The organism is Pseudomonas sp. FG35, assembly GCF_057809295.1.
On the sequence record NZ_JBMDJR010000002.1, the window covers coordinates 434,134 to 456,637 of the forward strand.

20 protein-coding genes are annotated in these 22,504 nt (G+C 61.6%); 11 read left to right on the top strand and 9 right to left on the bottom strand.

Features of this window, described 5'->3' with window-relative positions; translation table 11 throughout:
- Nucleotides 1-170 precede the first annotated feature (170 nt).
- The 6 genes from adk (at nt 171) to ACODTD_RS06065 (ending at nt 4,496) form a co-directional block, all read left to right on the top strand.
- Nucleotides 171-821, top strand: coding sequence for an adenylate kinase (adk, locus tag ACODTD_RS06040; RefSeq protein WP_007954716.1), 651 nt, complete (start codon nt 171-173; stop codon nt 819-821).
- A 94-nt stretch (nt 822-915) separates the two neighbouring features.
- Complete coding sequence (gene tsaB / locus ACODTD_RS06045) at nt 916-1,590, top strand: tRNA (adenosine(37)-N6)-threonylcarbamoyltransferase complex dimerization subunit type 1 TsaB (RefSeq protein WP_007954718.1); 675 nt, start codon at nt 916-918, stop codon at nt 1,588-1,590.
- 173 nt (nt 1,591-1,763) lie between these two features.
- On the top strand, nt 1,764-2,072 hold the full coding sequence (locus ACODTD_RS06050) for a hypothetical protein (RefSeq protein ID WP_201816990.1): 309 nt from the start codon (nt 1,764-1,766) through the stop codon (nt 2,070-2,072).
- Nucleotides 2,072-2,932 carry a DUF72 domain-containing protein gene (locus tag ACODTD_RS06055; protein ID WP_011332656.1) on the top strand — a complete coding sequence of 287 codons (861 nt, stop codon included), beginning with the start codon at nt 2,072-2,074 and terminating at the stop codon, nt 2,930-2,932. The genes ACODTD_RS06050 and ACODTD_RS06055 overlap by 1 nt, the downstream gene beginning before the upstream one ends.
- Nucleotides 2,933-2,964: 32 nt before the next feature.
- A complete protein-coding gene (locus ACODTD_RS06060) occupies nt 2,965-3,801 on the top strand; it encodes an isocitrate lyase/PEP mutase family protein (RefSeq protein WP_489104601.1) in 837 nt (278 codons plus the stop codon).
- A 2-nt stretch (nt 3,802-3,803) separates the two neighbouring features.
- A complete protein-coding gene (locus tag ACODTD_RS06065) occupies nt 3,804-4,496 on the top strand; it encodes an extensin-like domain-containing protein (protein WP_489104602.1) in 693 nt (230 codons plus the stop codon).
- A 4-nt stretch (nt 4,497-4,500) separates the two neighbouring features.
- Here ACODTD_RS06065 and ACODTD_RS06070 read toward each other — a convergent pair whose 3' ends face one another.
- Nucleotides 4,501-5,115, bottom strand: coding sequence for a hypothetical protein (locus tag ACODTD_RS06070; protein ID WP_011332659.1), 615 nt, complete (start codon nt 5,113-5,115; stop codon nt 4,501-4,503).
- Between the two features lie 93 nt (nt 5,116-5,208).
- Between ACODTD_RS06070 and ACODTD_RS06075 the strand changes: the two genes are divergently transcribed.
- Nucleotides 5,209-5,991: a class I SAM-dependent methyltransferase gene (locus tag ACODTD_RS06075; protein ID WP_007954738.1), complete on the top strand. Its 783-nt coding sequence runs from the start codon at nt 5,209-5,211 to the stop codon at nt 5,989-5,991.
- 45 nt (nt 5,992-6,036) lie between these two features.
- Here ACODTD_RS06075 and ACODTD_RS06080 read toward each other — a convergent pair whose 3' ends face one another.
- A complete protein-coding gene (locus ACODTD_RS06080; RefSeq protein ID WP_489104603.1) occupies nt 6,037-6,672 on the bottom strand; it encodes a TetR/AcrR family transcriptional regulator in 636 nt (211 codons plus the stop codon).
- 94 nt (nt 6,673-6,766) lie between these two features.
- Here ACODTD_RS06080 and ACODTD_RS06085 point away from each other — a divergent pair, with 94 nt between their 5' ends.
- The 3 genes from ACODTD_RS06085 to ACODTD_RS06095 all read left to right on the top strand — a co-directional run bounded on the left by ACODTD_RS06085 (nt 6,767) and on the right by ACODTD_RS06095 (nt 12,975).
- Nucleotides 6,767-7,867 carry an efflux RND transporter periplasmic adaptor subunit gene (locus ACODTD_RS06085; protein WP_011332662.1) on the top strand — a complete coding sequence of 367 codons (1,101 nt, stop codon included), beginning with the start codon at nt 6,767-6,769 and terminating at the stop codon, nt 7,865-7,867.
- A gap of 6 nt (nt 7,868-7,873) precedes the next feature.
- On the top strand, nt 7,874-10,942 hold the full coding sequence (locus ACODTD_RS06090) for an efflux RND transporter permease subunit (RefSeq protein ID WP_201816980.1): 3,069 nt from the start codon (nt 7,874-7,876) through the stop codon (nt 10,940-10,942).
- A gap of 638 nt (nt 10,943-11,580) precedes the next feature.
- A complete protein-coding gene (locus tag ACODTD_RS06095) occupies nt 11,581-12,975 on the top strand; it encodes a Fic family protein (RefSeq protein WP_489104604.1) in 1,395 nt (464 codons plus the stop codon).
- On the opposite strand, the gene ACODTD_RS06100 is transcribed toward ACODTD_RS06095, so the two are convergent.
- From ACODTD_RS06100 to plsB, 3 genes are read right to left on the bottom strand one after another with little or no spacing between them, the layout of a single operon-like run.
- Nucleotides 12,972-13,661 carry a DUF4197 domain-containing protein gene (locus ACODTD_RS06100; protein WP_221615112.1) on the bottom strand — a complete coding sequence of 230 codons (690 nt, stop codon included), beginning with the start codon at nt 13,659-13,661 and terminating at the stop codon, nt 12,972-12,974. The genes ACODTD_RS06095 and ACODTD_RS06100 overlap by 4 nt on opposite strands.
- A 24-nt stretch (nt 13,662-13,685) precedes the next feature.
- Entirely contained in the window at nt 13,686-14,084 is a 399-nt protein-coding gene (locus tag ACODTD_RS06105; RefSeq protein WP_011332666.1) for a YbaY family lipoprotein, read from the bottom strand.
- Between the two features lie 51 nt (nt 14,085-14,135).
- A complete protein-coding gene (plsB, locus tag ACODTD_RS06110; RefSeq protein ID WP_489104605.1) occupies nt 14,136-16,640 on the bottom strand; it encodes a glycerol-3-phosphate 1-O-acyltransferase PlsB in 2,505 nt (834 codons plus the stop codon).
- 237 nt (nt 16,641-16,877) lie between these two features.
- Here plsB and ACODTD_RS06115 point away from each other — a divergent pair, with 237 nt between their 5' ends.
- Nucleotides 16,878-17,087: a cold shock domain-containing protein gene (locus tag ACODTD_RS06115; protein ID WP_007954750.1), complete on the top strand. Its 210-nt coding sequence runs from the start codon at nt 16,878-16,880 to the stop codon at nt 17,085-17,087.
- A 57-nt stretch (nt 17,088-17,144) separates the two neighbouring features.
- Here ACODTD_RS06115 and ACODTD_RS06120 read toward each other — a convergent pair whose 3' ends face one another.
- The 4 genes from ACODTD_RS06120 to ACODTD_RS06135 form a co-directional block, all read right to left on the bottom strand.
- The gene (locus ACODTD_RS06120; protein ID WP_011332668.1) at nt 17,145-17,522 is read right to left on the bottom strand and encodes a hypothetical protein; all 378 of its coding nucleotides are present in this window, start codon (nt 17,520-17,522) and stop codon (nt 17,145-17,147) included.
- Nucleotides 17,523-17,597: 75 nt separating this feature from the next.
- Entirely contained in the window at nt 17,598-18,407 is an 810-nt protein-coding gene (locus ACODTD_RS06125) for a putative RNA methyltransferase (RefSeq protein WP_489104606.1), read from the bottom strand.
- A complete protein-coding gene (gene dapE / locus ACODTD_RS06130) occupies nt 18,407-19,558 on the bottom strand; it encodes a succinyl-diaminopimelate desuccinylase (RefSeq protein WP_011332670.1) in 1,152 nt (383 codons plus the stop codon). The genes ACODTD_RS06125 and dapE overlap by 1 nt, the downstream gene beginning before the upstream one ends.
- A gap of 99 nt (nt 19,559-19,657) precedes the next feature.
- Nucleotides 19,658-22,249, bottom strand: a complete 2,592-nt coding sequence (locus tag ACODTD_RS06135; protein ID WP_041475151.1) for a glycosyltransferase — start codon at nt 22,247-22,249, stop codon at nt 19,658-19,660.
- Between the last annotated feature and the right edge of the window lie 255 nt (nt 22,250-22,504).

A 22,504-nucleotide genomic window follows, 5' to 3' on the forward strand; every position in this document is an offset into this window, starting at 1 on the left:
AAGGTCGCGGCGGGCGCCGGTTTCTCCGACTTTTGGCGTCTTGTGTGGGCGCAGCCTGCTGTGTATCTTGATCAGCCTTTGGCCGTTTGGGCGGCCACGACCCGTTTTATGAGATTGGCCCCACGAGGCGAATCCGTTGTTTTTTATATAAAAAATTGAGGAGCACATCGATGCGCGTCATTCTGCTGGGAGCTCCCGGGGCCGGTAAAGGTACTCAGGCTAAGTTCATCACCGAGAAATTCGGCATTCCGCAAATCTCCACCGGCGACATGCTGCGTGCCGCGGTCAAGGCCGGCACCGAGCTGGGCATCAAGGCCAAGAGCATCATGGATGCCGGCGGCCTGGTGTCGGATGACCTGATCATCGCGCTGGTCAAAGACCGTATCGCTCAAGCCGATTGCGCCAAGGGTTTCCTGTTCGATGGCTTCCCGCGCACCATTCCTCAGGCTGAAGCGCTGGTGACTGCCGGTGTCGAGCTGGACGCCGTGGTCGAAATCGCCGTTGAAGACGAAGAAATCGTTCAGCGTATCGCCGGTCGTCGCGTTCACGAGGCCAGCGGCCGCGTTTACCACATCGTCTACAACCCGCCGAAAATTGCCGGTAAAGACGACATCACCGGCGAAGAGCTGGTACAGCGCAAGGACGACACCGAAGAAACCGTGCGTCATCGCCTGTCGGTCTACCACTCGCAGACCAAGCCGCTGGTGGAGTTCTACCAGAACCTGTCCGCCAAGAACGGTGGCAAGCCGAAGTACAGCCACATCCCTGGCGTCGGTTCGGTTGAAGCGATCACTGCCAAGGTGCTTGAAGCCCTGAGCTGAAAAACCTGATCCGCTGCATCATCCACGGCCCGCTTGCGGGCCGTAGTTGTTTATACTGGCGCACTTTTTCCCCACCTGATTTACGGACACATCGATGAGCACCTTGCTGGCCCTGGACACCGCGACTGAAGCTTGCTCCGTTGCCTTGCTGCATGACGGCAAGGTCACGAGCCATTACGAGGTGATCCCGCGCCTGCATGCGCAGAAACTGCTGCCGATGATCCAGCAACTGCTGGCCGATGCCGGCACCACCCTGCAAGCGGTGGATGCCATCGCCTTCGGCCGTGGCCCGGGCGCTTTCACCGGCGTGCGGATTGCCATTGGCGTGGTGCAAGGCCTGGCGTTTGCGCTGGATCGCCCGGTGTTGCCGGTGTCGAACCTGGCCGTGCTGGCACAGCGGGCTTATCGCGAGCACGGCGTGAGCCAGGTCGCGGCCGCCATCGATGCGCGCATGGATGAGGTGTATTGGGGCTGCTACCGCGAGACGGCCGGGGAGATGCGTCTGGTCGGCGCCGAGGCGGTGCTGCCGCCGGAAGTCGCCGCGCTGCCGGACGATGCTTCCGGTGACTGGTTCGGTGCCGGCACTGGCTGGGGTTATGGCGAACGCATCGCTGTAAACCTGAGCGGGTCCGATGCGGGCATGCTGCCCCACGCCGAAGACCTGCTGACCCTGGCGCGATTTGCTTGGGAGCGCGGTGAAGCGATTCCGGCGGACGATGCCCAGCCGGTTTACCTGCGCGACAAAGTGGCCACCCCGAAAGCACGCTGAGGCTATTCACCCTGTGGCATTCGCCGCAGGGTTCTCCCTGTTCCTGCCAATCGTCCGTTTCTAACCCCGCGCTTTAAACCTTTTGTCTTTTATGTGTTCTAGTTATCACTCGGCGATTTGCTAAGTCGGTCAGGTGCCGCTAAATTGCCATCATCGATACCGAGCATGACTTTATGCGTATAGACGGCGTTTCCACTCATTCCTACCCCATCAAGCGCAAGCCTCGCAAAGGCAATCCGGCGCTGGATGAGTCCGTCGACGATATCGACGGCGAGCTGGAATTCCCGACCGAAGAGCAACTGGCTGCCCGTGTCGCCAAAGCTACCGCGCAACGCCTGAGCAATCTGCCCGCCCGCCAACAAGACATGATTTATCACCGCGCGATGAAGAAAAGCGTGGCCATGGCCCTGGCCAGCTACCTGAGCACCGCCGGTTTTGTCGATTGGGATGCAGACGTGCTGGGCCTCGATCTGTACATCTGATGGATCTGCCTTACTACCTCGGTTGCCCGTCCTGGAGCGAAAACGCCTGGCGCGAGTACCTGTATCCGGTGGACGCCAAGACCTCCGATTTGCTCGGCCTCTATTCACAAGTGTTCAACGCCGTGGAAGGCAACACGACCTTCTACGCCAGCCCGTCGCCGGCCACCGTGCAGCGCTGGGCCGAGGTGATGCCGGAACACTTTCGCTTCACCGCCAAGTTCCCCGGTGACATCAGCCACAGCGGCGACTTGCGCGATCAACTGACCGCCGCCGAAACCTTCCTCCAGTTGCTCAAGCCGCTCGGTGAGCGTGTCTCGCCAATGTGGCTGCAACTGTCGAAAAGCTTCACGCCACACCGCTTGCCGGAGCTTGCTGCGTTCATCGATGCGCTGGATTGCCCGCTGGCGGTGGAAGTGCGCCACGAACAATTCTTCGCCAAGGGCGAGAGTGAGCGACTGCTCAACCGGCTGTTGCTGGATCGCGGCGTGGAGCGTATCTGTCTTGATCCCCGCGCGTTGTTCAGTTGCCTGTCCACCGAATCGTCGGTGATCCACGCCCAATCGAAAAAGCCCCGCGTACCGACGCGGCCGGCAGCGTTCACTCAATTCCCGCAGGTGCGCTTCATTGGCCATCCGGAGCTTGAGGCCAACGATCCGTTTCTGGTGCCGTGGGTGGCGAAGATCGCCGAGTGGATCGAAGAGGGGCGCACGCCGTACATCTTCCTGCACACCGCCGACAACATTCTTGCGGCGAAGCTGGCGCAACGTTTTCACGCACAACTGATGCAACGTTTGCCTGGCCTGCCGTCCCTGCCTGAGCTATACAGAGAACCCGCCGCCGAGCAACTTGGCCTGCTCTGAGGCGGATTTCTTTCCTGCCCAGGAGCCTGCCGATGGACGCTCAAGCCCGTCAACAACTAGCCCGTAAAGCCGAAGCCTTCAAAGCCCTGCACGAACGCCCCGGGATTTTCGTGATTCCCAATCCATGGGATGCCGGTTCCGCGAAGATGCTCGCCAGTCTCGGCTATCAGGCGCTGGCGACCACCAGCGCCGGCTATGCGTTTTCCCAGGGCAATCCCGATGGCGGCCTGAGCCTCGACGATACCCTGGCCAATGTCCGGGCGATTGTCGCGGCCACCGATCTGCCGGTGGCGGTGGATCTGGAAAACGGTTTCGCCGACGCCCCGGCCGAATCGGCGCAGAGTCTGATCCGCGCCGCCGAGGCGGGCGCTGTGGGCGGCTCGATCGAAGATGCCACCGGCCGGGAAGACTCGCCGATCTACTGTTTCGAACACGCTGTGGCGCGGATCGAAGCCGCCGTCGCTGCCGTGCGCAGCTTGCCGTTTCCCTTCACCCTGACGGCCCGTGCGGAAAACTATCTGCACGGCAATCCCGATCTCAACGACACCCTCCGCCGTCTGCAGGCCTTTGCCGAAGCCGGCGCCGACGTGCTGTACGCGCCGGGCCTGCGCACCGCCGAAGAAGTCCTGGCGGTGGTGCGCGCGGTTGCGCCGAAACCGGTCAATGTGTTGATGTCCGGCGGCTTGAAGCTGACGGTGCAGCAGCTCGAGGAAATGGGCGTGAAGCGGGTCAGTACCGGTTCGGCGCTGGCCCTGGCGGCGTTCGGCGAGTTTTTCCGCGCGGCTGAAGAAATCCAGCAGTCCGGCACGTTCACCTTCACCTCTCGTTCGATGCCGTACGCCAAGGCCAATCAATTCTTCAAGGGATGAGCATGGGGCGCTGGCTGCTGTTGGCAGGGCTGCTGATCATTGGTGGCAGCCTGATCGGCGTCTGGCGCGGCTGGCTCGATGTGCCGCCGCGGTGGAATCCGTGGGCGCCGCTGGACGTGCAGGCGACGCCCAACTGGCTCACGGGCTACAAGTTGATGCGCCTGCGCAGCGATCCGCTCTTGTGCGAGCAGGCATTGGGCAGCTCCGGTCTGCGGGTTTCGCCACAGGCCGACAGCCCCGATGCCAAATGCCCGTTGATCGGCGCCTTGCGCGTGCAGGGTGGCGGGGTGGGGCTCAGCAGCAGCTTTCTCGCCAGTTGCCCGTTGGCCGTGGCGTTTGCGATGTTCGAGCGCCATACGCTGCAACCGGCGGCGCAGCGGGCCTATGGTCAGCCGGTGGCGCGGGTCGATCACCTCGGCAGCTTCGCCTGCCGCAACGTCTACAACCGCGAGAACGGCGCGCTCAGTCGCCACGCCAGCGCCGATGCGCTGGACATTGCCGGCTTCCGTCTGGCGGATGGTCGCGCGATCAGCGTACTCAAGGACTGGCCGAAGCAAAATCAGGACGCGCAGTTTCTACGTCAGGTGCGCGATGGTGCCTGCGAGTCGTTCAGTGTGGTGTTGAGTCCGGATTACAACGCCGCCCATCGCAACCACTTTCATGTCGATGTCGGACGCTGGAGCGTGTGTCGCTGAGAAATCAGGCGGCGATGCGCAGGTTCTGCTGAACGATCGGGCGCACCCAGCCGTTATCGAAGTCCAAGGCTTTCTGCTGCTCGACGATGGCTTCCGGCGGGAACGGCGGGTAAGGCTGCAGCAGATCCAGATCGAATTCGGCAATCGGCAGGTACAGCGGTTTTTTCTGCGGGGCAGGGCCCGGTTCCGGAATCGGCTGACCGTTGTTGATCACGATCGGGCGAACCCAGCTGCTGTCGAATTCCTGCTGTTTTTGCTGAGTCTTGATGGCTTCCGGCGGGAATGGAGGGTACGGCTCGGCCAGTGTCATGTCGATTTCGGCGATCGGCAGGAACAGCGGCTCCGGCGGACGCACCTGGGTTTCCACCACATCGCATTCGCGCTGGCTGATGATGTGCGCATGCAGTTCACTGCCGACGGTCGGTTCTTCAGGGCTTTCCAGGTCAACCGGCGGAAAAGTGCCGCAGGCCGGCACCACATCACTCGATTGTTCGGCCAGCGCCTGGGCAAAAAAATCCTGCCACAGGTGGCTGACGCCGCCCAATGCTTGAGTGTTATGACGGCTGAAATCGCCTGTGGGCGAAAGGTAGCCAATCGATGTGGGAAGAATGCCTGACATTTTTTTCGGTTGACGCTCAGCTCTGGCAAAATGCGCGTTGATTGGGTTATCGGCGGTTTTTGCCGATCCTTAACTTTTTTGAGCGTGTTTTCCATGATTGAGCAACCCGCGGCCTGCCGCATCCATGTCGAGGCCCTCGGCCCGACGTTCGAAGCGCAGGCCGAGCAGTGGGCGCAACGCCTGAACCTGCCGTTGCAGGTGGCTGACGGCGAGTTTGCCCTGCAGGTCGGCGAGCAGGGTTTGCAGCTGCAACAACTGGGACCGGATGCGCCGGGGCCGGTGCGGGTCGACTTCGTCGAGGGTGGCGCGGCCCATCGCCGGTTGTACGGCGGTGGCAGCGGACAGATGATCGCCAAGGCGGTCGGCATCGCCCAGGGCGTACGTCCGCGGGTGCTGGATGCCACGGCGGGGCTGGGCAAGGATGCCTTCGTGCTGGCCAGTCTCGGCTGCGAGATGAGCCTGATCGAGCGCCAGCCATTGATCGGCGCGTTGCTGGAGGATGGTCTGGCCCGAGCGGCGGAAGACTTCGATGTGGCGCCGATCGTGGCGCGGATGAAGCTGCTCAAGGGCAACTCCATCGAGGTGATGCGCAATTGGGAGGGCGAACCCCCGCAGGTGATCTACCTCGATCCGATGTTCCCGCATCGTGAGAAAACCGCGCTGGTGAAGAAGGAAATGCGCCTGTTTCGCCCGTTGGTGGGCGATGATCCGGATGCACCGGCCTTGCTGGAAGCGGCGTTGGCACTGGCCACCCACCGGGTGGTGGTCAAGCGACCGCGCAAGGCGCCGTGTATCGAAGGGCCGAAACCGAGTCATGCGCTGGACGGCAAATCCAGCCGCTATGACATCTACCCGAAGAAAGCGCTCAAGGCCTGAGCCGTCGCATAAGAAAATCCCACGCATGGCGTGGGATTTTTGTTTTCAGGGGCGATAGGCCCGCATGAACAGCCCGACCACTTCCTGCACATGACTTTCCGCCGCCTCGTCGGTCAGCGGCTCACCGCAGCCGTACAACAGGCGGAAATTCCCGGCGCCCTTGATCAGACAAAAGAAGTGCTCGGCGGCGTTGTGCGGGTTGTCGATGCTCAGCACGCCGGTTTCGTGAATCCGCCGCAGCAATCGTTCCATGCCTTGCACCATGCGCTGGGGGCCGGCCTCGAAGAAGATCAGCGACAGGTTGGGATCCTGACTGCCCAAGGCCATGATCAGGCGATGCAGGTTCACCGATTCCTCACTGTTGATGAGATGGTGAAAGCCTCGCGCAATGTTCAGCAACACATTTTCCACCGCAATGCCGTCCGGCAATTCGAAGAACAGCGGCGGTAATTGCTCCTCGCATTTAGCCACCACGGCGGCGGAGAACAGCGTCTCCTTGTCGTTGAAATGGCTGTACACCGTCAGCTTCGACACCCCGGCCTCGGCGGCTACCGCGTCCATGCTGGTGTTGGCATAGCCATGACTCAGAAACAGGATTTTCGCCGCCTCGAGAATCGCCTGGCGCTTGGCCGGATCCTTCGGTCGGCCGGGGCCGTTTGGAGTGGAAAGATTGTTCGACATTCTTCGCTTTTAATACTGGACTGGTGAGTTTGCTATTAATAACATACCGGCCAGTATAATTATTCCAAGCCTCCTTAGCGAAAGGTCCTTCACCATGTTCCGCCATGCGTTGTCCTTTGCGGTGCCAGTCAGTCTGGCGTTTTTGTTGTCGGCGTGTGGCAAGGAAGAGGTGACGCCAGTCAGCGTGCGACCGGCCATGGTGGTGCAGCCAGAGCCTTCGGCGCAGGCGATGGAGAGTTATCCGGGCGAGGTTCGCGCCCGCTACGAACCGGATCTGGCGTTCCGCATCGGCGGCAAAGTCAGCCGACGACTGGTCGATGAAGGCCAGCGCGTGAAGGCCGATCAACCACTCGCCGAACTCGATCCGCAGGATGTACGCCTGCAACTGGAAGCCACCCGGGCCCAGGTTGCGGCCGCCGAAGCCAACCTGAACCTGGTGCGTGCCGAACGTGACCGCTACAAGACCCTGATGGAACGGCAGATGGTCAGCCGCTCGGCCTACGACAATGCCGAGAACCTCTATCGCTCCGGCGAAGCCCGCCTCAAACAGATCAAAGCCGAATTCAACGTCTCGACCAATCAGGCCAGTTACGCCGTGTTGCGTGCGCCCCAGGATGGCGTGGTGGCCAAGCGTTCGGTGGAAGTCGGGCAGGTGGTTGCCGCTGGGCAGACCGTTTTCACCCTCGCCACTGACGGCGAACGGGAAGTGCTGATCAGCCTGCCGGAGCAGAGCTTCGGTCGCTTCAAGGTCGGCCAGCCGGTGTCGGTAGAGCTGTGGACACAACAGAACCAGCGCTTCGCCGGGCAGATCCGCGAGCTGTCGCCAGCCGCCGATCCGAAATCCCGCACCTTTGCCGCACGCATTTCATTCACCTCCGGCAAAGTCCCTGCGGAACTGGGTCAGAGCGCCCGGGTCTTCGTGCAGACCGCCGATGTCATCCCGCTGTCTGTGCCGCTCTCGGCGCTGACGGCCGAGAACGGCGCGACCTACGTCTGGGTCGTCAGCGCCAACAACACCCTGAAAAAGACCCCGGTGCGCGTCGGCCCGTTCGGTGAGAAAACCGTGCCGGTGCTCGAAGGCCTGAACGCCAGCGACTGGGTGGTCGCCGCTGGCGTCCATGTGCTGCTGGAAGGGCAGCAGGTGCGTCCGGTGGATCGCTCCAACCGCGTGGTCAATCTGGCGGACAAGGAGTAATCCCCGATGGGTTTCAATCTTTCCGCCTGGGCGCTGCGCAATCGCCAGATCGTACTGTTCCTGATGCTTTTGCTGGCGATCGTCGGCGCCTTGTCCTACACCAAGCTCGGCCAGAGCGAAGACCCGCCGTTCACCTTCAAGGCGATGGTCATTCAGACCCGCTGGCCGGGCGCCACGGCCCAGGAAGTTTCGCGTCAGGTCACCGAGCGCATCGAAAAGAAGCTGATGGAAACCGGCGAGTACGAGCGCATTGTCTCGTTCTCGCGTCCCGGTGAATCCCAAGTCACGTTCATTGCCCGCGACTCCATGCATTCGGTAGAGATTCCGGATCTCTGGTACCAGGTGCGCAAGAAAGTCAGCGACATTCGCCAGACCTTGCCGCCGGGGATTCAGGGGCCGTTTTTCAACGATGAATTCGGCACCACTTTCGGCAATATCTATGCGCTGACCGGCGACGGTTTCGACTACGCGGTGCTCAAGGATTACGCTGACCGCATCCAGATCCAGCTGCAGCGGGTCAAGGATGTGGGCAAGGTTGACTTGCTTGGTTTGCAGGACGAGAAGGTCTGGGTCGAATTGTCCAATGTCAAACTCGCCACCCTCGGCTTGCCGCTGGCGGCGGTGCAGCAGGCGCTGGAAGAACAGAACGCCGTGTCCACCGCCGGTTTCTTCGAAACCGGCAGCGAGCGATTGCAGCTACGGGTTTCGGGGAATTTTCAGACAGTCGACGAGATCAAGAACTTCCCGATCCGGGTCGGTGATCGTACGTTCCGTATCTCCGATGTCGCCGACGTGCGGCGTGGTTTCAACGATCCTCCGGCGCCGCGCATGCGCTTCATGGGCGAAGACGCCATCGGTCTCGCGGTGGCGATGAAGGACGGCGGCGACATTCTGGTGCTGGGCAAGGCCCTGGAAATCGAATTCGCCCGGATCCAGAAAAACCTGCCGGCCGGCATGCAATTGCGCAAGGTCTCCGACCAGCCCGCCGCCGTGAAAACCGGTGTCGGCGAGTTCGTTCAGGTGCTGGTCGAAGCGCTGGCCATCGTGTTGCTGGTGAGCTTCTTCTCCCTCGGCGTGCGCACCGGCATGGTGGTGGCGCTGACCATTCCGCTGGTGCTGGCGATGACCTTCGCCTGCATGTATTACCTCGGCATCGGCCTGCACAAGATTTCCCTCGGCGCGCTGGTGCTCGCACTGGGCCTGCTGGTGGACGACGCAATCATCGCCGTGGAAATGATGGCGATCAAAATGGAGCAGGGCTTCGACCGGATCAAGGCTGCCAGTTACGCCTGGACCAGCACCGCGTTCCCGATGCTCACCGGTACGCTGATCACCGCCGCCGGTTTCCTGCCGATCGCCACGGCGCAGTCCGGTACCGGCGAATACACCCGCTCGATCTTCCAGGTGGTGACCATCGCCTTGCTCGCATCCTGGGTGGCCGCCGTGGTGTTCGTGCCCTATCTGGGGGAAAAACTCCTGCCGGATCTGGCGAAAATTCACGCGGCCAAACACGGTACGGCGGACGGCCAGACCGATCCCTACGGCACGCCGTTCTACCAATGGGTGCGGCGTCTGGTGGAGTGGTGTGTGCGTCGGCGTAAAACCGTGATCGTGCTCACCGTGCTGCTGTTCGTGGCGTCGGTGGCGTTGTTCCGGTTCGTGCCGCAGCAGTTCTTCCCGGCTTCCGGCCGTCTGGAGCTGATGGTCGATCTGAAGCTCGCCGAGGGCGCCTCGCTGGCCAATACCACGGGTGAGGTCAAACGCCTGGAAGCGATGCTCAAGGATCACGCTGGCATCGATAACTACGTCGCTTACGTCGGCACCGGTTCGCCACGTTTCTACCTGCCGCTGGATCAACAACTGCCGGCGGCGAGCTTCGCCCAGTTCGTCGTGCTGGCGAAAACCATCGAGGAACGCGAAGCGCTGCGCACGTGGCTGATCGACACCTTGAACGAGCAGTTCCCGGCCCTGCGCTCGCGGGTCACGCGTCTGGAGAACGGTCCTCCGGTTGGCTACCCGGTGCAGTTCCGCGTCACTGGTGAGCACATTGAGGAAGTTCGTGCGCTGGCCCGAAAAGTCGCGGCCAAGGTGCGCGAGAACCCGCATGTGGTGAACGTGCATCTGGACTGGGAAGAGCCGAGCAAGGTCGTGTACCTGAACATCGATCAGGATCGCGCCCGGGCCCTGGGTGTGAGCACGGCGAATCTGGCGAAATTCCTCCAGAGTTCGCTGACCGGATCCAGCGTCAGCCAGTACCGCGAGGACAACGAACTGATCGAAATCCTTTTGCGCGGAACCGTGCACGAGCGCACCGAACTGTCGTTGCTGCCGAGTCTGGCGGTGCCCACCGATAACGGTCGCAGCGTCGCGCTGTCGCAGATTGCCACGCTGGAATATGGCTTCGAGGAAGGCATCATCTGGCACCGCAATCGCCTGCCGAACGTAACCGTGCGCGCGGACATTTACGGCAAGGAGCAACCGGCGACGCTGGTGAAGCAGATCCTGCCGACGCTTGATCCGATCCGCGCCGAATTGCCGGACGGTTATCTGCTGGATGTCGGCGGTACCGTGGAGGATTCGGAGCGTGGGCAGAAGTCGGTGAATGCGGGCGTGCCGATGTTCATTGTCGTGGTGCTGACGTTGCTGATGGTGCAGTTGCGCAGTTTTTCGCGCACGGCGATGGTGTTTCTGACCGCGCCGCTGGGGTTGATCGGGGTGACGCTGTTTCTGCTGGTGTTCCGTCAGCCGTTCGGGTTTGTGGCGATGCTCGGGACGATCGCGCTGTCGGGGATGATCATGCGTAACTCGGTGATTCTGGTGGATCAGATCGAGCAGGACATCGCCGCCGGGCTCAAGCCGTGGCAGGCGATTATCGAGGCGACCGTGCGGCGGTTTCGGCCGATTGTGCTGACGGCGCTGGCAGCGGTGCTGGCGATGATTCCGCTTTCTCGCAGTGTGTTTTTCGGGCCGATGGCGGTGGCGATCATGGGCGGGTTGATTGTTGCTACGGCGTTGACGCTTTTGTTTTTGCCGGCGTTGTATGCGGCTTGGTTCCGGGTTCGCAAGGAGGCTTGAGGCTGTTTGAGCTTGGCGGCCTTTGGGCCGACCAGGCTCTTGGGGTTTTGGGGGAATATCCGTTTCTGCGGGTGTTGCGGCTGGCGGTTTCGCTCTTACAGCGGCTCACTTTTGCAAACGCCCAAAAGTAAGCAAAACGCTGGGCCCCGGCGTTCGGCCCCTCGCTGGGGCTCGGGGTTCCTTCGTTCCGGGATTCATCCGGGGGCATCGCCTCCGGTTTGCTTCGCTGCACCTCCTCTCGATGTGTTCGACTTCGTCGAACGGCGCTACGCGCCTACCCCGGATAAATCCCTCCACTCAGCCGGCCGAAGGGGCCAGCACGTCAAGAGCGGTACTCGAGCTAACGCTCATCGTGTTGAGTGGTTAGAAGCGAAGCGCATCGGAGTGTAGGGTTTTGCGCGTTTCTGTGGGAGCGAGCTTGCTCGCGAAGGCGGCCTGTCTGCCAACCATGCTCTATCGGTTGGACTCAATCTTGTCGGAGCTGGCCTGCTAGCGATGTCAGCCTGACAGCTGAGCAAAACAATGGTGTAGGACTCTGTGTCGTCTCCTACGTTTTTTTCAGACGCCTCCGATATTGAGTCGCTGTGTTGGCGGTGCTGTACTCGAGGCTGTTTTTCAGCCTTGGTTGAGCAGCGTTGATGAAGAAACCGCCGGTATTGAAAGGTCGGGCCGATCCGGTCTTTGAGTTGTTGATGCGCGCGCCTCACAAGCAGCGTCTGGCGGACTATCTTGCGTTGCTCAAGCCGCTGGATGATCACGGGCGGTATCTGCCTTTTGAGGATTTGCGGTATCGCTGGGCCAGCGGGCTGGATTCGCGTTTGTGTTGGGCGTTGGTCAAGAAGGCGCGGGCCGCTCAGTACATTCATCTTCTGCCTTTGGGGGAGCCGGCCCAGTGGGGGAAGTTTGTGCCGACGCCAACCGCGCAGAAGGCCCTTTCAGTGGTTGATCGGCAAACCACGACGGCGTCGCTGGAGTACATGACCAGCCAGATAGGCGAGCGGGCGCATTTCAGTTATTTGCTTAACGATTTGATCGAGGATGAGGCGATCAGCAGCAGTCAGCTGGAAGGCGCCGCGACCACTACCCGTGTTGCCAAGGACATGCTCAAGCAACGGCGCCAGCCCCGGACGCCGGATGAGCGGATGGTCATGGGTAATTTCCGGATGATGAATTTCTCCTGGGAAAAACGTTACGAGCCTTTGAGCGTGGAGTTGATTGCGTCGATGCATCGGGTCGGTGTCGAGGGTATTGATGACGAGCAGTACGACCCCGGGCTTTTCAGGACCAACGATGAAGTGGTGGTGCAGGACGGCGAAGGGAATACCGTCCACTCGCCACCGCCTGCCGCCGGATTAGTGAGGCGACTGGATTTGCTCTCGCAGTGGGTCAATCAACCACAGGGTTCACCTCGGCAAAAAAACTACCTGCATCCGCTGATCAAGGCGATCACGCTGCACTTTGCCCTGGGCTATGAACATCCCTTTCGCGATGGCAACGGGCGGGTCGCCAGGGCGCTGTTTTACTGGCTCATGTTCAAGCACGAGTTTTCGGCATTCCGCTATATCGCGATCAGTCTTTTACTGCGCAACGCGCCGGTAAAGTACGGGCGGTCGTATTTGCACAGCGAAGCTGATGAGCTCGACCTGACGTACTTCATCGAGTTTCAGTGTTCGGTGATTTTGCGGGCGGTGGAGGGTTTTACCGACGCGTACCGCAAGCGTGTGGCGTACAGCGAAGGCTTCGAGCGCTGGCTGACCTGTTCGGGCTTTTTTGATCGGCTGACAGAGCGGCAGCGGGCGATTTATCAGGTGGCCAGGAGCGGGGTGGCGAAGGAGTTCACGGCGGGGAACGTCAAGGAGCATCTTGGTTGTGCCTACAACACAGCGGTGTTGACGTTGAGCGGGTTGGTTGAGCTGCAGGTTTTCGAGAAGAAGAAAATGGGACGCGAGTGGGTGTACTTTTTACGTGTGTCTGCTGGCGACGGATTGAACAACGGGAGTGAGAAAACTCACTCCCGTGTGGTGCCGGTTTAGAGCGTACCGAACACTTTCTTCGCCAGACTCGTCGCCGCAGCGGCCGGGTTCTTGCGGATGGTTTCTTCCTGTTTGCCGATCATTTCGAACAGGCCGTTGAGCGCTTGTTCGGTGACGTAGCTTTCGATGTTGGCGCTTTTCGCATCGACCACGCCGAAGGTCGCGGCCTGGCCGGCGAAGGCGTTGTATTTCTGGGCTACGCCGACCTTGTCGGTTGCCTGTTTGACGATCGGCAGGAACTTGGTGCGGATCTGTTCGCGGCTGGATTTGTCCAGGTATTGGGTGGCGGAGTCGTTGCCGCCGCTGAGGATGCCTTTGGCGTCTTCCACGCTCATTTTCTTCACGGCGTCGACCAGGATTGGCTGGGCCTTGGTGACGGCGGTTTCCGCAGCCTTGTTCATGGCGGTTTCCAGCTCCTCGACCTGGGCGCCCATGCCGAAGGCTTTCATCTTGCCGGCGACTTTGCCGAGTTTGCCCGGCAGTTCGATCTTCACGTCCGGGTTGTTGCTGAAACCGCCCGGGGTGCCGAGTTGTTTGACGGCCAGTTGCGCGCCCTGGGTCAGGGCATCCTTGAGACCGCCGGTGGCGTCGCCTTGCGACAGGTCGCTGAGGGACAGGGCCAGTGCGTTGGCGGAGATCATCAGGCCCGCGCACAGGCCGGCGAAGCGAAGGGTGGGGCGGAGCATGGCGGCTTCCTTGTTGGGAGAGATTCAGCGGGCGGCGTCGACGCGGATCTTCAGTGGCTGCGGATCCTTGCCATCGAGCTGCACGGCATGGTTTTCGGTGGTAATGAACATCAGCTCGCCGTTGACTTCAATGCGTGCGCTGACCGAGTAGCGGTGGCCGGGCTTGACCTGGGCCGGATCGTAGCTCAAGTGGAACGGCAGCGGCACCTGGCCTTTGACCGGGCCTGTCTGTTCGTCGAGTACCACGGCCGGAGCGTCGGCCAGCGAAACGTCCTGCAGGCTCACGCTCAAGGTCGCACTGGGTGGCAGGGCGATGCGTTGCAGGTAAAACACTTCGCCGTCGAGGCTGACCTTGCCGGCCGGAGAGGTCGACTGGCAGGCGCTGAGCAGGGTGGCGGCGGCCAGCAGAGAGAGTTTTTTCATCGCAGATCTCCGTATCGACGGCGCCAGAAGAAGCCTGGCGCCTGTAGGAATTTAGTCGTTTTGCACAGGAGGGGCGACCTGATCGGCCGCATCTTCGCTGCGATGCAGGGCTACCTGACGGATCGATAGGCGAATCTCCGCCGGCAACACCCGTTTGGCTGCGCCTTCGGCCAGTTCGCCGAGCAGTTCGTGATAGCTCAGCTTGCCGGCTTCATCGCGACGCAGCACGTCGAGGTCGAGCAGGGTCTGGATGAAGTGGCGGAACAGGCTCTTGTCGAAGAATTCCGGCGCGTTCAGGCCATGCAGGATCGACAGGCGCTGGGCCATGACCGTGCACAAGTCTTCCAGTTCTTCGGCGCTGATGCTGTTCTGGCCGCTGTTGAGCAGCAGGGAAACCGTCATGTAGAAGCGTTGCAGGGTCTGGGCGATGCTCTTCGACAGCAGGGTCAGCAGCACGAAATGCCGCGAGCTTGGTGCCGGGCGCAGGTACACGTCTTTCTCGAAACGCAGCAGGCCTTGTTCGACGAACGCTTCCAGCCACTGATCGATGACTGCATCCAGTTCGTCCAGGGTCCAGCGGATGAACAGTTCCGATTGCAGATACGGATACAGCGCGCGGGTGTAGCGCAGGATCTGTTCGCGGCTCATGCGCGAGGTGCTCTGGAAGAAGCTCGCCAGCAGCGCCGGCAGGGCGAAGATGTGCAGCACGTTGTTGCGGTAATAGGTCATCAGGACGGCGTTCTGCTCGTCCAGATACAGAATCTTGCCCAGCGCATCGTTCTGCTCGGACAGCAGATCCATGTCCTTCACATGCTCGATCAACGCGCGGCCATCGCCTTCCGGCAAGGTGGTGTGCGGCGAATACGGAACCTTGCGCAGCAGCGCCAGATACAGATCCAGCACCCGCGCCATGGCCCGATCATCCAGTGCCAGGCGGGTGGTCGACAGCAGCGCCAGCGCCACCAGGTTGACCGGGTTGATCGCCGCCGCTTCGTTCAGGTGCTGCGCGACTTTTTCGCCGAGGCGGTTGGTAGTTTCGTTGAGCCACGCCGGTTTGAACTGCGGGCCCAGTTCCTGCTGGCGCCAGCCTGGTTGTTCACTGTCGAGGAATTCCGCCAGTTTGATCGGCTCGCCGAAGTTCACCGCCACCTGGCCGAAGCGCTGCTTGAGCGCGCCGATGACTTTGAAGATGTCGAAGATCGATTCTTTCTTCTTGCTCGCGCCGCGCAGTTCGCCGAGGTAGGTGCGGCCTTCGAGCACGCGCTCATAACCGATGTACACCGGCACGAACACGATCGGCATCCGCGACGAACGCAGGAAACTGCGCATGGTGATTGCGAGCATCCCGGTTTTCGGTTGCAGCATGCGCCCGGTACGCGAGCGCCCGCCTTCGACGAAGTACTCGACCGGGAAACCTTTGGTGAACAGGGTGTGCAGGTATTCGTTGAACACCGAGGTGTACAGCGGATTGCCCTTGAACGTGCGGCGCATGAAAAACGCCCCGCCACGGCGCAGCAGACTGCCGATCACCGGCATGTTCAGGTTGATTCCGGCGGCGATGTGCGGCGGGGTCAGGCCGTTGCGGAACAGCAGGTACGACAGCAGCAGGTAGTCGATATGGCTGCGATGGCACGGCACGTAGATCACTTCGTGACCCTGGGCGACCTTCTGCACGCCTTCGATGTGGTTGACCTTGATCCCGTCGTAGATCTTGTTCCAGAACCAGCTCAGTACCACTTCCAGAAAACGGATCGCGGTGTAGGTGTAGTCCGAGGCGATCTCGTTGCCATAGCGCAGGGCCTGGGCCTTGGCTTTTTCCGGGGAGATGTTTTCGCGCTCGGCTTCGTCGAGGATCGCTTGCTTGACCAGCGGCTGGTTGAGCAGGCCTTTGACCAGGTTGCGGCGGTGGGAAATGTCCGGGCCGATCACCGCAGCTTTCAGGTTGCGGAAGTGCACCCGCAGGATCCGCTGGGCCATGCGCACGGTGCGTTCGTGGCCCTTGTTGTGTTCGATCAGTTCGCGCAGGTGGATCGGTGCGGAGAATTGCACGCGGGTCTTGCGCCCCAGAATCATGATGCTCAGCAGCCGGCGCAGGCGTCCGGTGACGGCCCAGCTGTCGGCGAACAGTAGTTTCCATGGGCTGTTCTCGCTGTCCGGCGACTGGCCCCAGAACACGCTGACCGGAATGATCTGTGCATCTTCGGCAGCGTTCTGGCTCAGGGCGCTGACCAGGCGGGTCAGGGTCGGCGGCGCGCCGCGCTTGTCCTGGCGGCCGAGCCAGTCCGGGTCCGGCGTCAGGTAGAAGAACGCCGCCGGTTCGATCAGCGAACCCACGGACACCGGCAGCACCGGGCGCGGCAGACCGGCCTTGGTGCACTCGGTGTCGACCACCGCCAGATCAGTCAGCGATGGGTTTTGCAGGACGTAGAACACCGGACGACTGCGGTCTAGGTTGAGGGTGAACGACGACTGGTTGATCGTCTCGGAGCGAACCCAGAGATACAACAGTCGGCGCAAGGTGCCAAACACAAGACGGCGGAACGGGGAACGGGTCATACGGCTTCTGCGTGAGTGGATAAACCGAGCGTTTGCTCGGGAGGGCGACAGTTTGCCGGATTACTCGAAAATCGGCAAAAAAGCGGCGAAGTAATCTCCTGTTGAGAGTTTTGCCGCCTGTCATATACTCGGCGATCTGTCGCCGGGGCCCTTTTATGGACGTCGGACGCAGGCTGACGTTCCGCAAAGGCTTTCCTGCGAAAAGCCTGTTCAATAATAAAAAAGGAGTATGAACAGATGGCAACACGTGAAACCGGCAACGTGAAGTGGTTCAACGACGCCAAGGGCTACGGCTTCATTCAGCGCGAAGACGGGGTGGACGTGTTCGTGCACTACCGTGCGATTCGCGGCGAAGGCCACCGTTCGCTGACCGAGGGTCAGCAGGTTGAATACGCGGTGGTGGAAGGGCAGAAGGGGTTGCAGGCTGAAGATGTTGTAGGTCTGTAAGCCAACTTCGAGCTGATCGTTCCCACGCGCAGCGTGGGAACGATCAAGCGATCAGCGTCAGGCAGTTTTCCAGGTGATCTCTTCTTCACCATCGGCGCTGATCCGGATCCAGCGATCCGCCGTCTCCTCACCTTCTTCCTCGACCCACGTCCCCGGCGCGCAGCGCACTTCGACGTTCAGCGCGGCAAAGGCTGCGCGGGCGCAGGCGATGTCGTCGTCCCAAGGGGTCGCATCGCTTTCCAGGTACAGGCTGTTCCACTTGCCTACGGCTTTCGGCAGCCAGGTCACCGGGATGTTGCCGGCCTTGCACTTCCAGGTCTGGCCTTTCTGTACCCAGTCGCTGCACGGGCCGAGGGCGGCGCCCAGCCAGGCGGAAATGGCCTTGTGGTCGACGTCGGCGTCTTTCAGGTAAATCTCGATGTCCGGTTGGCGCATGGATATCCTCACTGCGGGTCTGAAAAATCCATTCGCGGATTTAGCCGGCCCCGGGCACTCGCCCGAGTCCAAAAGTTATTGAAGAACGAAATAATCGTAGCGCATCGAGACAGTGGTCACGAACGGCTCGGCCTGTTCGATGACCGCCGCGCGGCGCTCGGCACTGGCGCGCCAGCCGTGGGGTGTCATCGCCAGCAGGTTGGCGCGATCCTCGGGCTTGTCCAGCGTCAGTTTGAATTCCAGGGTTTCACTGTGCGCCAGCGCCATGCCTTCCGGCACCAAGGCCAAGTGCTTGTCGTCGGTATATTCGCGCACTTCGTCGTACAGGCGTTCGCGCAGTTCCATCAGGTGGCCGCTGGTCGGGCCGACTTTCATCAGACCGCCGCCAACGCTGAGCAGGCGCTTGGCTTCTTCCCAGTCCAGCGGACTGAAAACGCTGGCCAGAAACTGGCAACTGCCGGAGGCCAGTGGCACCCGGGCCATGCTCGCAATCAACCAGGTCAGCGCCGGATTGCGTTTGCAGGCGCGTTTGACCGCTTCCTTCGAGATGTCCAGCGCGTAGCCGTCAGCGTTCGGCAATGCTTCGGCGATCTGCGCGGTGTAGTAACCCTCGCCACAGCCGATATCGATCCAGCGCGCCGGCGCATAACCCGCCGCCAGCTCCGCCAGGCGCTTGGCCACCGGCGCGTAATGCCCGGCGTTCAGAAAGTCGCGGCGGGCCTCGACCATCGCCTGGTTGTCGCCGGGATCGCGGCTGTTCTTGTGCTGCACCGGCAGCAGGTTCAGATAACCCTGGCGCGCGCGGTCAAAGCGGTGGCCGGCAGGGCAGATCACGCCGTTTTCCACCGCGTTCAGCGGTTCACTGCAGATCGGGCACGCGAGCATCAGGCGAGCAACTTGATCAGGGTCTGGTAGTAGATTTCGGTCAGCACGTCGAGATCGGCCGCCAGTACGCGCTCGTTGACCTGGTGGATGGTCGCGTTGACCGGGCCCAGTTCAACAACCTGCGTGCCCATGGTCGCGATGAAACGACCGTCGGAGGTGCCGCCGCTGGTGGATGCCTTGGTCTCGCGGCCGGTGATGTCCTTGATGCTCGAAGACACCGCGTCGAGCAGTGCGCCCGGCTCGGTGAGGAACGGCAGACCGGACAGCGCCCAGTCGATGTGCCAGTCCAGGCCATGTTTGTCGAGAATATCGGCGACGCGCTTTTGCAGGCCTTCCACGGTGGATTCGGTGGAGAAACGGAAGTTGAACACCGCCACCAGATCACCCGGAATCACGTTGGTCGCGCCGGTGCCGGAATTGACGTTGGAAATCTGGAAACTGGTCGGCGGGAAGAAATCGTTGCCATGATCCCAATGCTCGGCGGCCAGTTCGGCCAGAGCCGGGGCGGCGAGGTGGATCGGGTTCTTCGCCAGGTGCGGATAGGCCACGTGGCCCTGCACGCCGCGCACGGTCAGTTTGGCGCCGAGGGAGCCGCGACGACCGTTCTTCACCACATCGCCCACCAAAGTGGTGCTCGACGGTTCGCCGACGATGCACCAGTCCAGACGCTCGTTACGGGCGGCCAGACGCTCGACCACGGCCTTGGTGCCGTGATGCGCCGGGCCTTCTTCGTCGCTGGTGATCAGGAACGCGACCTTGCCCTTGTGATCCGGGTAGTCGGCGACAAAACGCTCGGCTGCCACAGTCATCGAGGCCAGGCTGCCTTTCATGTCCGCCGCCCCACGGCCGCAGAGCATGCCGTGCTCGTCGATCACCGCGTTGAACGGGTCGATCTGCCAGGCAGTCACCGGGCCGGTCGGCACCACGTCGGTGTGGCCGGCGAAGCACAGCACCGGGCCGTCGCCTTTGCCGTGAGTCGCCCAGAAGTTATCCACATCTTCGATGCGCATCGGTTCCAGCTGGAAACCGGCATCGCCCAGGCGCTGCATCATCTGCTTCTGGCAATCGGCGTCGACCGGCGTCACGGACGGACGGCGGATCAGGTCGATGGCGAGTTGGAGGGTCGGCGAAAGGTCGGCGTGGGCCGTCATGGAAAACTCCGAAAGCTGGGGGGGCAAGGCGCGCAAAATGGCGGTTATCTTAAAGCAAAACGGCGACCATTGGCCGCCGTTTAGTGCATCGGTGAGGATTTAGACCACTGGTGCCGGTTCAGGCGCAGCCGCAGGTTTTGGCAGCGACGACAGGAACGCCATGATCAGCGCCGCTACATACGGCAGCGATTGCACCAGCAGCATGGCCACCCAGAAGCGCATGTCGTTGCTCGGAATGCCCTGCACCAGGAAGATCCCCAGCGCCGCGCCCCACAACAGCAGCATGATGAACAGCTCTTCCCGGGCCTCGGAAATCGCCACCCAGAAGCCATGGTTGTCGGCGTTTTTCGGGGTGCGGAAGAACGGAATGCTGCTGGTGAAGAAGCCGTACAGCACCGCTTTGGCGATGGTGTGCGACAACGCCAGACCGGCCAGTGCCGCGCAGAACGCATCCTTGAGGTTCACGCCCACGGCGCGACGGTAGAGGAAGATGATCTTGCCGACCTTGAACACGAACAGCGCCAACGGCGGGATCGCGAAAATCAGCAGCGGTGGGTCGACCCGTTGCGGCACGATGATCATCGCCGCCGACCACAACAGCGCGCCGACGGTGAAGAAGATGTTCATGCCGTCCGCCACCCACGGCAGCCAGCCCGCGAGGAAGTGGTAACGCTGGCCGCGCGTCAGCTCGGTGTCCTTGCCGCGCAGCAGGCTGCGGGTGTGGCGCTTGATGATCTGGATCGCACCGTAGGCCCAGCGGAAACGCTGCTTTTTGAAGTCGATGAAGGTGTCCGGCATCAGACCCTTGCCATAACTGTCGTGGTAATACGCCGCCGACAGGCCTTTCTCGAATACCCGCAGACCAAGCTCGGCGTCTTCACAGATGCACCAGTCGGCCCAGCCCAGTTCTTCCAGAACCGAGCGACGGGTCATGGTCATGGTGCCGTGCTGGATGATCGCGTCGCGGTCGTTGCGGGTGACCATGCCGATGTGGAAGAAGCCTTTGTATTCGGCGTAGCAGAGCTTCTTGAAGGTGCTTTCGTTCTGGTCGCGGTAATCCTGCGGCGACTGCACCACGGCGATTTTCGGGTCGGCGAAGTGCGGCACCATGTGCTTGAGCCAGTTCGGGTGCACGCAGTAGTCGGAGTCGATCACTGCGATCACTTCGGCGTCCTTGGCGGTGTGCGGGATCAGGTAGTTCAGCGCACCGCCCTTGAAACCGGCCAGGGGCGAGACGTGGAAGAACTTGAAGCGCGGGCCGAGCGTTTCGCAATAGTCGCGCACCGGTTCCCAGACCGCCGGGTCCTTGGTGTTGTTGTCGATGATCAGGACTTCGAAGTCCGGATAGTCGAGGTTGGCCAGGGCGTTGAGGGTCTGTTTGACCATCTCCGGCGGCTCGTTGTAGCAGGGCACGTGGATCGAGACTTTCGGGCGGTAGTCGGAGTCGCCGACCACCGGCAGGAATTCACGCCGGCGTTTGTGAATCCACACCGCCTCGGCCAGTTCGTGGGCCTCGGTCAGCAGCACGATGAACACCCCGAGCGCACCGAGCGCGAGCAGGAAGCCCACCGTCAGGCTGAACCACGTGCTGTATTGCTGGCTGTAGTCGTAACCGATCCACACCAGCACCGAACCGCAGAGGAACGCGATAAAGGTCAGGAAGGTACGGCCGCGCTGACGCAGGGCCGAGCCGTCGATCATCAGCAGGGTCAGCGACAACAGCGCCAGCACCACCGAACCGATGGCCAGCACGCGCCATTGCGGGATCGCCACCACCGGGCCTTCGAAGTTGAATTTCTGCTGGCGCGCGGCGTTGAACACGCCCCAGTAAGCGCCGACCGAACCTTCGTCGCTGGCCTTCCATGGCTGGTCGAACGCTTCGATCACGAAGTAGTTGAAGCCCTGGCGGTTGAGTTTGTTGACCAGCGTGCGCAGGTAGATCGCCTGATCCGCCGGCGACGCATCGGCGCCACCGCGCATGCGGCCGTTGCTCGGCCAGCCCACTTCGGACAGCAGCAGCGGCTTTTTCGGGAACATCTTTTTCAGGTCGCGAGCGCGGTCGAAAACGAACTGCCCGGCCTTGTCCACCGGAATGAATTCCCAGTAAGGCAGCACGTGCGCGGCGATCAGGTCGACGTGCTTGGCCAGTTCCGGGTGCTCTTCCCAGACGTGCCACTGTTCGGAGGTGGTCACCGGCACTTTGACTGCCGCGCGCACGCGGTCGAGCAACACGCTGAGTTCCTGGGCAGTGATTTCCTTGCGGAAGATCGCTTCGTTACCGACCACTACGCGAACTACGCTGCGCGAGGTGTTGGCCAGTTCGATGGCGCGGGTGATTTCCCGCTCGTTGCGTTCCTGGTCGGGGCTGATCCAGATCCCCAGGGTCACGCGAAGGCCGAATTCTTCCGCCAGTTTCGGGATGTCCTGCAGGGAGCCGTCGACCGAGTAGATGCGGATGTTGTCCGTCAGCTTGCTCATGATCTCCAGGTCGCGGCGCATTTCATCGTCGGACGGATACTGATCCTTCTGTGGGAACTGTCCTTGCTGGAATGGTGAATAGGAGAAACCGGAGATCTGCTCCGGCCAGTTCGGCGCGGAGACGGGGCGATTGATCAGCGCCCAGAAACCGGTGAACAGGGCGGCGATTGCCAGAACCACCACCAGGTTGAGTCCAAATTTACGCGATGACATAGCTGTGTCGGGTTCCAAAGGCTGTGGAACGAAGGGTCGGCTGGTTGACGCCAAGAGGGCGCGCATCCTACACCGGCAGTTCGCCTAGTCCTACAAGAGACAGGGAAATGCCGGACGTTGGGCAATCCAACCTGACTTAAGTTCTTTCGTTTCAGCGTGTAAGACAAATCTTTGTTACGTGCAGCTTTAATTAAAGCAGGCGCATTCGCCGTTCATAGCGCAAAGATGCTCTTGGCCGCCGACGGCCCTATAATG

What these genes read in the sequence shown, in the direction of transcription:
- ACODTD_RS06050 (WP_201816990.1), top strand. Translation starts at nt 1,764, where the DNA reads ATGCGTATAGACGGCGTTTCCACTCATTCCTACCCCATCAAGCGCAAG.
- tsaB (WP_007954718.1), top strand. Translation starts at nt 916, where the DNA reads ATGAGCACCTTGCTGGCCCTGGACACCGCGACTGAAGCTTGCTCCGTT.
- ACODTD_RS06095 (WP_489104604.1), top strand. Translation starts at nt 11,581, where the DNA reads ATGAAGAAACCGCCGGTATTGAAAGGTCGGGCCGATCCGGTCTTTGAG.
- ACODTD_RS06080 (WP_489104603.1), bottom strand. Translation starts at nt 6,672, where the DNA reads ATGTCGAACAATCTTTCCACTCCAAACGGCCCCGGCCGACCGAAGGAT.
- adk (WP_007954716.1), top strand. Translation starts at nt 171, where the DNA reads ATGCGCGTCATTCTGCTGGGAGCTCCCGGGGCCGGTAAAGGTACTCAG.
- ACODTD_RS06100 (WP_221615112.1), bottom strand. Translation starts at nt 13,661, where the DNA reads ATGCTCCGCCCCACCCTTCGCTTCGCCGGCCTGTGCGCGGGCCTGATG.
- ACODTD_RS06135 (WP_041475151.1), bottom strand. Translation starts at nt 22,249, where the DNA reads ATGTCATCGCGTAAATTTGGACTCAACCTGGTGGTGGTTCTGGCAATC.
- dapE (WP_011332670.1), bottom strand. Translation starts at nt 19,558, where the DNA reads ATGACGGCCCACGCCGACCTTTCGCCGACCCTCCAACTCGCCATCGAC.
- plsB (WP_489104605.1), bottom strand. Translation starts at nt 16,640, where the DNA reads ATGACCCGTTCCCCGTTCCGCCGTCTTGTGTTTGGCACCTTGCGCCGA.
- ACODTD_RS06120 (WP_011332668.1), bottom strand. Translation starts at nt 17,522, where the DNA reads ATGCGCCAACCGGACATCGAGATTTACCTGAAAGACGCCGACGTCGAC.
- ACODTD_RS06075 (WP_007954738.1), top strand. Translation starts at nt 5,209, where the DNA reads ATGATTGAGCAACCCGCGGCCTGCCGCATCCATGTCGAGGCCCTCGGC.
- ACODTD_RS06125 (WP_489104606.1), bottom strand. Translation starts at nt 18,407, where the DNA reads ATGCTCGCGTGCCCGATCTGCAGTGAACCGCTGAACGCGGTGGAAAAC.
- ACODTD_RS06060 (WP_489104601.1), top strand. Translation starts at nt 2,965, where the DNA reads ATGGACGCTCAAGCCCGTCAACAACTAGCCCGTAAAGCCGAAGCCTTC.
- ACODTD_RS06065 (WP_489104602.1), top strand. Translation starts at nt 3,804, where the DNA reads ATGGGGCGCTGGCTGCTGTTGGCAGGGCTGCTGATCATTGGTGGCAGC.
- ACODTD_RS06090 (WP_201816980.1), top strand. Translation starts at nt 7,874, where the DNA reads ATGGGTTTCAATCTTTCCGCCTGGGCGCTGCGCAATCGCCAGATCGTA.
- ACODTD_RS06055 (WP_011332656.1), top strand. Translation starts at nt 2,072, where the DNA reads ATGGATCTGCCTTACTACCTCGGTTGCCCGTCCTGGAGCGAAAACGCC.
- ACODTD_RS06105 (WP_011332666.1), bottom strand. Translation starts at nt 14,084, where the DNA reads ATGAAAAAACTCTCTCTGCTGGCCGCCGCCACCCTGCTCAGCGCCTGC.
- ACODTD_RS06070 (WP_011332659.1), bottom strand. Translation starts at nt 5,115, where the DNA reads ATGTCAGGCATTCTTCCCACATCGATTGGCTACCTTTCGCCCACAGGC.
- ACODTD_RS06115 (WP_007954750.1), top strand. Translation starts at nt 16,878, where the DNA reads ATGGCAACACGTGAAACCGGCAACGTGAAGTGGTTCAACGACGCCAAG.
- ACODTD_RS06085 (WP_011332662.1), top strand. Translation starts at nt 6,767, where the DNA reads ATGTTCCGCCATGCGTTGTCCTTTGCGGTGCCAGTCAGTCTGGCGTTT.